Raw genomic sequence first — 11,138 nt, 5'->3', positions numbered from 1 at the left:
TTTACTTTTTCGTAAAAGAAGCATATACTATTTCCAGTAAGCAAGAAAGGCGGTGTCCCCTATGGATGAATTTACCCGTAAATTCAATACGGCAGAGGATCGGGAGGAGCAGACCCATCATATCCTGTCGGCTGTGTACGACGCCCTGAAGGAAAAGGGCTACGACCCCATTAATCAGATCGTTGGCTACATTCTATCCGAGGACCCCACCTATATCACCAATCACAACGGCGCCCGGACCCTTATCTGCAAGCTGGACCGGGACGAGATGCTCCAGGCCCTGGTGAAAAGCTATCTGGATCTGTAAAAACGATAAAGCCCTGCGGACTGAAAACAGTCCGCAGGGCTTTTTCTGTTCACGAAACTATTACCTTTCCCTCTTCTTGCGGGAGAGCAGCACCGCCGCTGCGCTCATAGACAGCAGCGCAGCCCCACCGTAGAGCAGCAGACCGCCGTCTCCGGTGGCCGGAGCCTTCTCGCCTGAACCGGCCTGGGCGCCGCCGCTTGTGCCGGTGTCAGTAGTACCGCCGGTAGTGCCGCCGGGGCCCGCCTCCGAGCCGCCGTCCCCGGGGATTTCCTCACCGCCGCCGGTGGGCGCACGCAGGACGAAGTGATCCGCCTTACTCAGCTCTCCCTGCACCTCGGTGACGATGGTAACTGCCTCGCCGGGCTGCTTAAAGAACCTGCCGCCCACAGGCTCGGCCACATAGTTCAGCACATTGCCGAAGTCCGCTAGATCACAGAGGCCGTAGTTGATGAGCCTCGTATCCGATACGATCTCGGACTTTTCATCCATGGTGATCTTCTCCACCCAGAACTGGGGCATGCTGTCCGGCATGGCCATCACCACATGGAGCTTGCTGCTGTGCAGGTCGATACCCGCATTCGGCATCCAGCTCAGGCTGCGCAGATTGATGGCGCTATCGTGCAAGGTCAATATATAGTTGGGATAAGGTCCGGGGGTTTGGTTGCGAATTTCGCCGTCGGTCATGGTCAGCTTATGCAGCGTCAATGCGCCGGACACTTCGATTTCAGCCCACAGTTTGGCCCCGTCCGAGCCGTTGATGGTGGTGCTTTGGGCTGCGCCGGAATCATTTCTCCAGATCTTGCCGGCATAGCACTCGCCCTGCACATTGATGGTGCAGTCCTTCTTAGGCAGGATGACATCGCCGCCGACGGAAATGTCCTTCAGCGTCAGCACGGCGTTTGCCGCATCCCAGGTGTAGCCGTCGTTTTCCAGCGTTTTGTCGCTGTGTCCCGAAGCCGTCAGGTCCAGCTCGCTCAGCGTATGGGTGCTCTCGGCGAAGGCCACGGTGGGGATCATCAGGAGCACGATCAAAATACTGGCAATGAGTTTCTTCATTTTTCGCCCTCTCTTTCATTTTTGTGTATATATTTTACCATTTTATAAAATCCTTGTCAATGAAAATGCCAACGAATGCCCCCACTGCCCGCTTTTTCCCCCGCTTTATTTGACAGACGAAGCGCCTTGTGCTATGATAGAAAGCAAGTTATGGGAAAAGGAGTTGTATTTTATGGCTGATGTGAAAAAGGGCGAAGGCCTTGTTTATAAAAATCATCCCCTGCGCCGGGTGGATAACCTGATTTATTACGGCAGCATGGCCGACGAGTATATCGTCATGCTGCAAATTCTGGAGACTAAGAAGGAAAAGGACATGGATGTGGCCAGCCGGGTGTCCGTGCAGCTGCAGCTCACCGCCCCGGACCTGAAGAGCCGTGACCGGGTGGTGAAAAAGACGGAGAAAGACAGTCTCTATGCCGCTATGGATGTGGGCTCCATCTGGCTGGAGCGCGCCCTGGCCGGAAAATAAGCTCCGCAAAAGCGCCGGAGGGCGGGGATTCCGGCGGGACACCTCGCAAATCCACCGGATAAGTTTATACCGTTTCCCTCTCAGGGAGGCTGTGCTTCGCCACAGCCTCCCTGTTGCTTTCCCTTTGGCCGCCAAAAAAGATGTTGACATTTCAACATCTGTGTGATACAATCCGCTTGTTGAAACTTCAACATCTATAAAGACAGGAGGCAGCCATGCAGGAGCGATTTGAGATGTTTACGGTTTTGATCAACCGTATCAGCCGCGACATCCGCAGAATCAAAAATCAGGAGATGGCCGCCTATCATTTGAGAAGCGCCCATGTCTCCTGTCTATACTACATTTATTCGTTGGACGGCGTGACCTCGGCGGAGCTGTGCGAGCATTGCGAGGAGGATAAGGCGACCATTTCCCGGGCTCTGGACTACCTGGAGGGCAACGGGTTTATTCTGCGCCCCTGCGAGGGGGCCAAGCGGTACAAAAGCCCCCTGCACCTGACGGAGAAGGGCCGGGCGGTGGGCGAGCAGATTGCAGAGAGGATCCGGAGCATTCTGGATGCCGTCAGCCACACCCTCACCGAGGAGGAGCGAGCGGCATTTTACCGCAGCCTATCCGCCATCAGCAGAAGTCTGGACACCATCGCCCAAAACAGCGAAGCCTAAGGAGCGTGACAGAATTGAAAACCAGGATCATCGTTGATTCCACCGCGGATATGATCCCCGAGATCAAGGCGCGGGTATATACGGTCCCCCTCACCGTTCATTTCGGCCGGGAGGAATACATTGACGGCGTGACCATCGACCACAAGACCTTCTATGAGAAGCTGATTGAAAGCGATGTGCTGCCCACCACCAGTCAGGCGACCCCGAGCGCCTTTGCGCAGGAGCTTGAAAAGGCGAAGCAGGCTGGGGAGGCCGCCGTCATTATTACCCTCGCCTCCAAGTTTTCCGGCACATATCAAAGCGCCGTGATTGCGGCGGCAGATTACGAAAATGTCTATGTCGTGGATGGTGCAAGCGCAGCCATGGGCACAGGCATTCTGGTGGAGCTTGCATTCCGGCTTTTGGACGGGGGAATGTCCGCAAAGGAGATTGCGGAGACTCTGGAGACGGAGAAGGAGAAAATCGTTGTCGTGGCGCTGGTAGATACTCTGGAATATCTCAAGCGGGGCGGCCGCATCTCCAAAACAGCCGCCTTCGCCGGCGGAATCCTGAATATCAAGCCCGTGCTTTCCGTCATTGACGGCGAGATCCACCTGCTGGGCAAAGCCCGGGGATCTAAAATGGGCAACAATCTGCTCATTCAGGAAATCGACAAGGCCGGCGGTATCGACTTCAGCCGGCCGATCCTCCTGGGCTACAGCGGAATCTCTGACGCGCTGCTGCAGAAATACATTACGGACAGCCGCTATATCTGGGAAGGCAATGTACCAGAGGTCCGCTACACCACCGTGGGCAGCGTCATCGGAACCCACGCAGGCCCCGGTGCAGTGGTGGTAGCCTTTTTCAAAAAATAAAAACCGCTATACAATGGGGCGGGCAGGCACATCCGGTGCCTGCCCGCCTTCTTTTTTATTATGTGTCAAAAAAACTTGTCGCAAAAGCGGAGCCTTTTCCTCCGTCTCAGAATAAGCCCGTAATGCGTCCGTCCCCGGTGATGTCGATGTTCTCCGCCGCCGGGTGCTTGGGTAGGCCCGGCATGGTCATCACATCCCCGGTCAGGGCCACCACGAACCCGGCCCCCGCCGATACCCGCAGCGAGCGCACCGTCACGGCAAATCCCTCCGGCGCGCCGGTCTTTTTCGGGTCGTCGGACAGGCTGTACTGGGTCTTGGCCACGCACACCGGAAGCTCCCCGAAGCCCAGACCCTCCAGCTCCTCCAGCTCCCGCCGGGCCTGGGGCGTAAAGCGCACCTCCGCGCCGCCGTAGATCTTCTCCGTCAGCGCCAGCAGCTTTTCCTCCACGGTACTGTCCGCCCTGTAAGCAAAGCGGAAGTTATGGCTCTGCCGGGTCAGCGCAATAACCTTTTCCGCCAGCTCTACGCCTCCGGCGCTCCCCTGCTCCCACACCCGGGAGCAGACCGTTTCCGCGCCGATGCTCCGGCACATCTCCCGGACCAGGGCCGTCTCCGCCGGGGTGTCGGTGGCAAATTCGTTCAGTGCCACCACCACCGGCAGCCCATAGGCCTGCTGCAGGTTTTCCACATGCCGCCGCAGGTTGGGCAGGCCCCGTTTCAGCGCCTCCGGGTTTTCCCGGGAAAGGTCTCCCGTCGCTCCGCCATGGAGCTTCAGAGCCCGGACTGTGGCCACCACCACCGCCGCATCCGGCGCAAAACCCGCCATGCGGCATTTGATGTCCAGGAATTTCTCCGCTCCCAGGTCTGCGCCGAAGCCTGCCTCTGTGACGCAGTAGTCCCCCAGGGCCAGGGCCGCCCGGGTAGCCGCTATGCTGTTGCAGCCGTGGGCAATGTTGGCAAAGGGCCCGCCGTGTACGATGGCAGGGTTCCCCTCCAGGGTCTGCACCAGGTTGGGCAAAATCGCCCGCTTCAGTAGCGCCGTCATGGCGCCCTCCGCCTTCAGGTCGTGGGCGGTAACGGGCTTTCCCTCCCGGGTATAGCCCACGATCATCCGCCCCAGCCGCGCCTTCAGGTCGCTCAGGTCCTCCGCCAGGCAGAATACCGCCATCACCTCCGAGGCCACGGTAATGTCAAAATGCTCTGCCCGGGGCACACCGTTTGTACCTCCGCCTACGCCGGAGAGAATGGAGCGAAGCTGGCGGTCGTTCATGTCCACGCACCGCCGCCAAACCACTCTGTCGATTCCCAGCTCATTGCCCTGGTAAATGTGGTTATCCACCATAGCGGCCAGGAGATTGTTCGCCGCGCCGATGGCGTGGAAGTCTCCGGTAAAGTGGAGGTTTATCTCCTCCATGGGCACGATCTGTGCCATTCCGCCGCCGGTGGCCCCGCCCTTGAGTCCAAACACAGGCCCCAGGGACGGCTCCCGCAGGGCCAGCACCGTCTTGGCCCCCAGCCGGTTCATGGCGTCCGCCAGGCCGATGCTGGTGGTGGTCTTGCCCTCACCGGCCTGGGTGGGGTTGATAGCCGTGACCAGGATCAGCTTGCCCCGCTGCTTCCGCTTCTCCCGGGGCAGCCGGAGCTTGGCCATGTATTGGCCGTTCCGCTCCAGCTCCTCCTCCCCCAGTCCCAGCTTCCGGGCCACCCGGTCGATGGGCAAAAGGGTGGTGCTCTGGGCGATTTCAATATCCGAGCGCATAGCTCCCCCTCCTCTCATCGGGTTTTGCGGCCCAGGGCCGCCTGATAGGTATTCTCCATAAGCATCGCCCGGGTCATGGGGCCCACGCCCCCGGGCACCGGGGTGATATAGTCCGCCCGCTGTGCTACCGTGCCGAAGTCCACATCCCCGCAGAGCCTTCCGTCCGCTCCCCGGTTCATAGCCACATCTATGACCACCGCGTGGGGCCTGACCATGTCGGCGGTAATGAGCCCGGCCTGCCCTGCGGCGCTGACGAGAATATCCGCCCGCCGGCACTGGTCAGCTAAGTCCGGCGTTTTGCTGTGGCACACCGTTACCGTGGCGTCCGCCTGCAAAAGGAGCAGAGCCAGGGGCTTGCCCACAATGTTGCTGCGGCCCACCACCACGCAGTGCTTGCCCGCCGGGTCAATGGCATATTCCCGCAAAAGGGCCAGGATGCCCGCCGGGGTACAGGGCAGATACCGGGGCTGGCCCAGCAGGAGCCGCCCCACATTTTCCGGGTGAAATGCGTCCACATCCTTATCCGGGTCAATGGCGCGCAGCACCTGTGCCCCGTCCAGATGTCCCGGCAGGGGCAGCTGCACCAGGATACCGTCCACGCTATCGTCCCGGTTCAGTTCCCGAATCAGGGCCAGCAGCGCCTCCTGGGTGGTGTCCGCCGGAAGCCGATGATCCCGGCAGTCAATACCGCATTCCCGGCAGTCCCGCTCCTTGTTGCGCACATAGATGGCCGAGGCCGGGTCGTCCCCCACCAGCACCACCGCCAGCCGCGGCGCCCGGGCAAGGCGCCCGCACTTACAGCGCAGCTCCTCCTTTATCCGCCCGGCCAGAGCCTTACCGTCCAGTATCCCAGCGCTCATGTCAGCCCTCCTTTTCCTCCTGCTCTGCCTTTTCCCGGGCAGCCACCTGGTTCACATACAGCTCCTCGGGTCTGTGGGGCCGCACCTTGAGATTCCAAATCAGCATAAATATGCTCACCAGCACCATCACGGCGCTGAGAGCCTGGGACACCCGTATGGGCTGGCCGAAAAGCTGCCAGTTGAACAGGTACAGGCTGTCCGTGCGCAGGCCCTCCACCCAGAAGCGGCCCAGGCCGTACCACAGGAAGTAAAACCAGGTGTTCTCCCCGTCAAACTTCCGGTGCTTCGACACCACAAACAGCAGCAGAAGCAGACCTATGAGGTTCCAAAAGCTCTCGTAGAAAAAGGTGGGATGCACCTCAATGAGGGTGCCCATCTTGGTGGTGAGCTGCATGCGGAACACGGAGGTGGTCTCCGCGCCGAAGGCCTCTCGGTTCATAAAGTTGCCCCACCGGCCCACGATCTGCCCCACCAGCAGGCCCATAACCACCAGGTCTGTCATGGCGAAGAGCTTAAAGCCACGCTTTCCCTTGCGCCGGGAAAGGCACAGGGCCAGGATGGCCACGGCGATGACCGTGCCGTAAATGGCCAGGCCCCCGTCCCAAAAGGCGATGGCGCTGCCGAAGTCAAAGGAGCCGTCAGCCCTTTTGAAATTATCCAGGTAAAACAGCACATAGTAGACCCTCGCCCCGATGATGCCCACGGGAATGCCCCAGAGCAGGCCGTCATAGAGGTTATCCTCGCTGATGCCGTACTTTTTGCGCTCCTTCATAGCCAGCAGCATGGCCAGCAGCAGACCCGTGGCAATGAGGATGCCGTACCAGTAGACCCCGTGGCCGATGTTAATGGCCTTGGAGCTAGCGGTAAAGGTCCAGTCGCCGAAAAGCCCCGGGAAGCGGATGGGGCTGTCGGTCATGATAACAGAATTCATATCCATACGATCACTCCTTCGGATAAACCACAGATAGGGCCATGTGCTCCCGGACCAGATTCCGGCGGATAAAGTCCGTCAGGTCCTCCCGGGTAATGGAGTCGAACATCTCCGGAAACAGCAGCGGGTCATACCCGTCAAAGCAGCCCTCTGCCATGGAAATGGCCACGGACTCAAAGGAGTTGAGGCTCTTGAGGGTGGAGCCGTAGTTGGCCCGGCAAATGCGGTGGAAATAGTCCTCGTCGATGCCGTCTCTCACCAGGCGCTCTGCCTCCTGCAAAACCGCGTCCGCAACGGCATGGGGATTGTTGCTGTCGCCGCCGATGTAGGCGTAAGCCACCCCCGGCAGGGTGTCGAAGCTATAGCCGAAGGTGCCGTTGATAAGCCCCCCGCTATAAAGCCGGGCATAGAGGGGGCTGGAGTCCCCCAGCAGCACATCGCAGGCCAGCTCCCCGATAAGGGTCCGGCGCATTTGCTCCTGTCCCCCGCTCATAGGCGGGCACTTGAAGCCCAGCAGAAATGTGGGCATGGAAACCTCCATTTGGCAGGAGACCTCCGCCTCCAGGGGCGTCAGGTCCGTCTCCTGGCCATAGTCCCGGGGGATGGCGGGGCCACTCTCCCCCGGCAGTACCTCCTCCGCCAGGGAGAACACCTCCTCCGCGTCCAGGTCGCCCACGGCCACCAGGCACATATTGGCCGGGGTGTAAAAGGCCTTGTGGCAGTCGTAGAGCGTCCGAGCCGTAATATGACTGATGCTCTCCACAGACCCGGCCACGCTGACCCGGGCGGGGCTGGTGCGGTACAGGGCCTGCATGAGCTTCTTATACACCTGCCACTCCGGGTTATCCTCGATCATGCCGATCTCCTGGCCGATGATGCCCTGCTCCTTTTCCACGCTCTCGTCGGTGAAGTAGGGAACGGATACAAAGGACAGCAGAATCCGCAGATTCTCCTTAAAATGCTCCGTAGAATCAAAATAGTACCCGGTGATGGCGTTAGAGGTGAAGGCATTGGGCTCCGCGCCGTTTTTTGCCAGCTCCTGAAGGGCGTTTCCCTCCTCCGTGTCAAACATCTTATGCTCCAGATAGTGCGCAATACCCGCCGGGGTGTCCAGCCACTGACCATTCAGCTGAAAGCGCAGGTCCATGCCGCCGTACCGGGTGGCAAAGAACGCATATTTCCGGGCAAACCCGGGCTTCACCACCACATATACCGGCAGCCCGTTGGGCAGGGTCTTGCACACTACCCTTTCCCCTACCCGGCGATAGATTTTTTCACTCATTGTGCCGTCTCCTTTCCCGTGAGGAAGTACACCGTGTCCAGCTTGATGCTCTGCGCCGCCTGGCAGATACGCTCCGGCGTCACCGCCTCCAGGCTCTGCATCAGCTCCTCCGGGGTCTCCTGCTGCCCTACAGCGGCCCGGCTCATGTAAAAGTTTTCCAGCGCCCCCTGGGAGTCCGCCACCGAGCGCAGGGAGTTCAGGGCCGTGCTCTTGGCCCCCTCCAGCTCCCAGGGCTCCCACTGTCCCTGCTGCACCTGCCGCAGCTGGTGCAGGATCTCCTCCAGGGTGCGGTCATAGTCCTTGGGCTCAATACCCGAGGACACGGTGAGGATTTTCTTTGCCCGGGCATAGGAGCTGGAGGCGTAATAGCAAAGAGACAGCTTCTCCCGAACATTGAGAAACAGCTTCGAGTTGCTGGACCCGCCGAAAATCAGGTTCGCCAGCATCATAGCCGGCACATCGTCGCTGCCGCAGCGAAAGCCCATCGCCAGCTTCCCCTGGGTCACATCCATCTCCTCGGTGATAAACCGGGGCTGCTCCGGGGCGGCAAAGGTCTGCATAGGGGGCAGCTCCTCCGCGCTCCCCCGGGGCAGGGTGGAAAAGGCCTGTAAAACCGCCTCCTCTACCCGGGAAACCTCCGCGCTGCCGCAGTACAGCAGCTCCAGTCTGCCCGAGGAAAGGAGCCTCTGCCCGTGGCGGAACAGGGTGTGGTTGGTGATTTTCCCAGCCGTTTCCTCGTCGCCCAGGCGGCTGACGCCGTAGGGCTCGGCGGCGCACATCTCCTGCAAAAGCCGTAGGTTTGCCCAGTCCCGCTTGTCGTTGCGGATAGCGCGGATGCTGTCGATAAGGTTCACCTTTTCGCTCTCCACATACTCCCGCAGATAGTGTCCCCCCTGGGTCACGGGGTCCAGGAGCATCTCCCCCACCAGCGCCGCCATAGGCTCCAGCAGCTTCTCCCCTCCCAGGGCGAAGCGGTCGTCAATGCAGCTGGCCACAAAGCCCACGCACTGGCGCTCGCCGTTTTTGCGCACGGTGGTGGTGACGGTGGTGCCGTAGAGGGTGTCCATGGCAGCGGACAGGGCCTCCATGTCCGGGCAGCGCATGGTGCCCCGGCTCAGCACCGCGGGCAAAAGGGCGTTGTAGGCCGCCCGCTCCCGGTCCAGCTCCGTAACGAATTGGGCGGACAGGCAGCTGGTCTTAAACTTACTGGCGGGCAGGACCGTCAAATACACATGTCGCATGATCTCCCTGCGAAATTCCATCATAGTATGAAACCTCCCGATAACTACATATACGGAGCTTATTATACCGCACCCCCACGGGAAAATCAATTCTTTCCGCCCGAAAAGGGAAAAAGCCGGAGCGGTTTATTGCACCGCCCCGGCAAAAATTTATTGTATCGGTTTCCGGGCCCGAAGCCGCCGGACCGGCCCGGCAAAAAGCTCCTTTTCGTATGCGTCCATGCCAAAGTGCCACATAGACGCTCCGTAAATGGCCGTGTAGACCGCTATGGCCCCTAAATAGGCCCCGAGTCCCGCGTCCCGGACCAGCCACCCCAGGGCCCCGCCGCAGAAAACCGGTATCATCATTCCCCGGCAAAGCCGCCCCACAGACCGCCAAAAGTGCAGCACATCCACACCGCAGCGCCTGTGGTAGTAGAGATTCATGGCCAGACCGTTGGCCAGCAGCATGGACGCCGCCGTCCCTGCCACCGCCCCCAGGGCGCCGTATCGGCGGCACAGGAACACGGACAGCACCAGGTTTCCCACCGCCATAGCCCCGTATACCAGGGAGCGGAAGCCGTGCAGATTCTGGGCCCGCTGCATCTCGATGCCCGTGTTCTGGATCAGATCCACCGTGGCGCTGAGCATCAAAATCAGTGCCACCGGGTACGCTCCGCCGTACTCCGGCCCCGCCCACCAGCGCAGGATGAACGCTCGCCCGAAGAAGGCCACCCCTGTTGCCGCCAGTCCCAGCAGCAAAAGCTGTACCCGGCCCACCCGGGTAAACAGCTCTGTCAGCGCCTGCCGCCGGGCCGCCGTATCCGTCTCCGTCTGCCGGATGATGCGGTGGATGCGGGGCGTAAATACCGAGGAGACGGAGGTGGAGAGCATCATGTAGTACTGAAACAGGGTGTACCCCACCGCGTACACCGCCACCTCCCCGGTGCCCCGAAATCGGCCCAGCAGCACCTTGTCCACATTCCAGTTCACCTGGTCGGCGATGAGATTCACGGCGATGAAGGAGGTATAGAGCAAAAGGCTCCTTACCGCCCCCCTTTCAAAGCCCCGAAAGACGAATTTCTCCCCCAGCACCCGCAGCACATACCAGGCAAAGAGCAGATCCGTCCCCAGGGAGAAGAGCAGCGTCACCCACACCATAGCCGCGGACCGATAGCCCATGAGCAGCAGCGGCAGCATTACCAAGGGGCTTAAAACCGTCCGTCCCAGATGCACCGCCCGCAGAAATATGAACCTCTCCTTGGCCGATATAATGTTCCCAAACACCCGCATGGGAAACATACACGAAAGATTCACGCTCAGTATTCTCAAAAGCCCCCGGGCCGTGGCGTATTCCTCCGCCGTAAGCCCCCGGGAAAATACCAGCTCCGCGTGGCTTGTCAAAAACAGTCCGCACCCCAGGGCCACCAGGCCCAGACCGGAAAACAGCAGCAGAAAGAAGCCGTTCAGCCGGGCAATGCCATTTTGGTCTCCCTTTTCCCGGTACTGGGCATAAAAGCGAATGTACCCGCTGCTAAAGCCCAGGTCCAGCAGCGACAGCATGGATATGGCCGAGGTCACGGTGCTGTACAGCCCGTATTCGCCCCGGCCCAAAAGCCGCAGCATCACCGGCGTAAAGGCCAGGGACACCACCGCCCCCAAGATCATTTGCAGGTAGGAGAGCAGAGACCCTATTTTCAGTTGATTCACCTCTCTTACCACAGCCGTGCCCCCTTCC

11 protein-coding genes are annotated in these 11,138 nt (G+C 60.2%); 4 read left to right on the top strand and 7 right to left on the bottom strand.

The genetic code is table 11. From position 1 onward, the window contains the following. The first annotated feature begins 61 nt into the window (after window positions 1-61). Window positions 62-307, top strand: a complete 246-nt coding sequence (locus KI236_RS00705; protein ID WP_212818462.1) for an IreB family regulatory phosphoprotein — start codon at window positions 62-64, stop codon at window positions 305-307. 60 nt (window positions 308-367) lie between these two features. Here KI236_RS00705 and KI236_RS00700 read toward each other — a convergent pair whose 3' ends face one another. After that, the gene (locus KI236_RS00700) at window positions 368-1,363 is read right to left on the bottom strand and encodes a hypothetical protein (RefSeq protein WP_212818460.1); all 996 of its coding nucleotides are present in this window, start codon (window positions 1,361-1,363) and stop codon (window positions 368-370) included. Window positions 1,364-1,535: 172 nt separating this feature from the next. Between KI236_RS00700 and KI236_RS00695 the strand changes: the two genes are divergently transcribed. The 3 genes from KI236_RS00695 (at window position 1,536) to KI236_RS00685 (ending at window position 3,348) form a co-directional block, all read left to right on the top strand. Next, window positions 1,536-1,832 carry a hypothetical protein gene (locus KI236_RS00695; protein WP_212818458.1) on the top strand — a complete coding sequence of 99 codons (297 nt, stop codon included), beginning with the start codon at window positions 1,536-1,538 and terminating at the stop codon, window positions 1,830-1,832. A gap of 215 nt (window positions 1,833-2,047) precedes the next feature. Beyond that, window positions 2,048-2,494: a MarR family winged helix-turn-helix transcriptional regulator gene (locus KI236_RS00690; RefSeq protein ID WP_212818456.1), complete on the top strand. Its 447-nt coding sequence runs from the start codon at window positions 2,048-2,050 to the stop codon at window positions 2,492-2,494. Window positions 2,495-2,499: 5 nt separating this feature from the next. Further along, window positions 2,500-3,348, top strand: a complete 849-nt coding sequence (locus KI236_RS00685; protein ID WP_228738060.1) for a DegV family protein — start codon at window positions 2,500-2,502, stop codon at window positions 3,346-3,348. Window positions 3,349-3,454: 106 nt separating this feature from the next. Here KI236_RS00685 and KI236_RS00680 read toward each other — a convergent pair whose 3' ends face one another. The 6 genes from KI236_RS00680 to KI236_RS00655 all read right to left on the bottom strand — a co-directional run bounded on the left by KI236_RS00680 (window position 3,455) and on the right by KI236_RS00655 (window position 11,122). Beyond that, window positions 3,455-5,107: a formate--tetrahydrofolate ligase gene (locus KI236_RS00680; protein ID WP_212818452.1), complete on the bottom strand. Its 1,653-nt coding sequence runs from the start codon at window positions 5,105-5,107 to the stop codon at window positions 3,455-3,457. Window positions 5,108-5,121: 14 nt separating this feature from the next. Further along, window positions 5,122-5,967: a bifunctional methylenetetrahydrofolate dehydrogenase/methenyltetrahydrofolate cyclohydrolase FolD gene (gene folD, locus KI236_RS00675; protein ID WP_212818450.1), complete on the bottom strand. Its 846-nt coding sequence runs from the start codon at window positions 5,965-5,967 to the stop codon at window positions 5,122-5,124. Window position 5,968: 1 nt separating this feature from the next. Further along, on the bottom strand, window positions 5,969-6,904 hold the full coding sequence (gene lgt, locus KI236_RS00670; protein ID WP_228738059.1) for a prolipoprotein diacylglyceryl transferase: 936 nt from the start codon (window positions 6,902-6,904) through the stop codon (window positions 5,969-5,971). A 4-nt stretch (window positions 6,905-6,908) separates the two neighbouring features. Continuing rightward, entirely contained in the window at window positions 6,909-8,180 is a 1,272-nt protein-coding gene (gene yfmH, locus KI236_RS00665) for an EF-P 5-aminopentanol modification-associated protein YfmH (RefSeq protein ID WP_212818448.1), read from the bottom strand. Further along, complete coding sequence (yfmF, locus tag KI236_RS00660; RefSeq protein ID WP_212818446.1) at window positions 8,177-9,445, bottom strand: EF-P 5-aminopentanol modification-associated protein YfmF; 1,269 nt, start codon at window positions 9,443-9,445, stop codon at window positions 8,177-8,179. The genes yfmH and yfmF overlap by 4 nt, the downstream gene beginning before the upstream one ends. A gap of 126 nt (window positions 9,446-9,571) precedes the next feature. Then, a complete protein-coding gene (locus tag KI236_RS00655; RefSeq protein WP_212818444.1) occupies window positions 9,572-11,122 on the bottom strand; it encodes a lipopolysaccharide biosynthesis protein in 1,551 nt (516 codons plus the stop codon). Window positions 11,123-11,138: the final 16 nt, after the last annotated feature.

Source organism: Vescimonas fastidiosa, from assembly GCF_018326305.1.
GTDB classification, from domain to species: domain Bacteria; phylum Bacillota; class Clostridia; order Oscillospirales; family Oscillospiraceae; genus Vescimonas; species Vescimonas fastidiosa.
The sequence above is the reverse complement of the archived record's forward strand: the minus strand, read 5'-3'. Positions and strand labels throughout refer to the sequence as shown.

Coding starts and splice junctions, on each gene's coding strand:
- KI236_RS00705 (WP_212818462.1), top strand. CDS start 62: ATGGATGAATTTACCCGTAAATTCAATACGGCAGAGGATCGGGAGGAG.
- KI236_RS00700 (WP_212818460.1), bottom strand. CDS start 1,363: ATGAAGAAACTCATTGCCAGTATTTTGATCGTGCTCCTGATGATCCCC.
- KI236_RS00695 (WP_212818458.1), top strand. CDS start 1,536: ATGGCTGATGTGAAAAAGGGCGAAGGCCTTGTTTATAAAAATCATCCC.
- KI236_RS00690 (WP_212818456.1), top strand. CDS start 2,048: ATGCAGGAGCGATTTGAGATGTTTACGGTTTTGATCAACCGTATCAGC.
- KI236_RS00680 (WP_212818452.1), bottom strand. CDS start 5,107: ATGCGCTCGGATATTGAAATCGCCCAGAGCACCACCCTTTTGCCCATC.
- folD (WP_212818450.1), bottom strand. CDS start 5,967: ATGAGCGCTGGGATACTGGACGGTAAGGCTCTGGCCGGGCGGATAAAG.
- lgt (WP_228738059.1), bottom strand. CDS start 6,904: ATGGATATGAATTCTGTTATCATGACCGACAGCCCCATCCGCTTCCCG.
- yfmH (WP_212818448.1), bottom strand. CDS start 8,180: ATGAGTGAAAAAATCTATCGCCGGGTAGGGGAAAGGGTAGTGTGCAAG.
- yfmF (WP_212818446.1), bottom strand. CDS start 9,445: ATGATGGAATTTCGCAGGGAGATCATGCGACATGTGTATTTGACGGTC.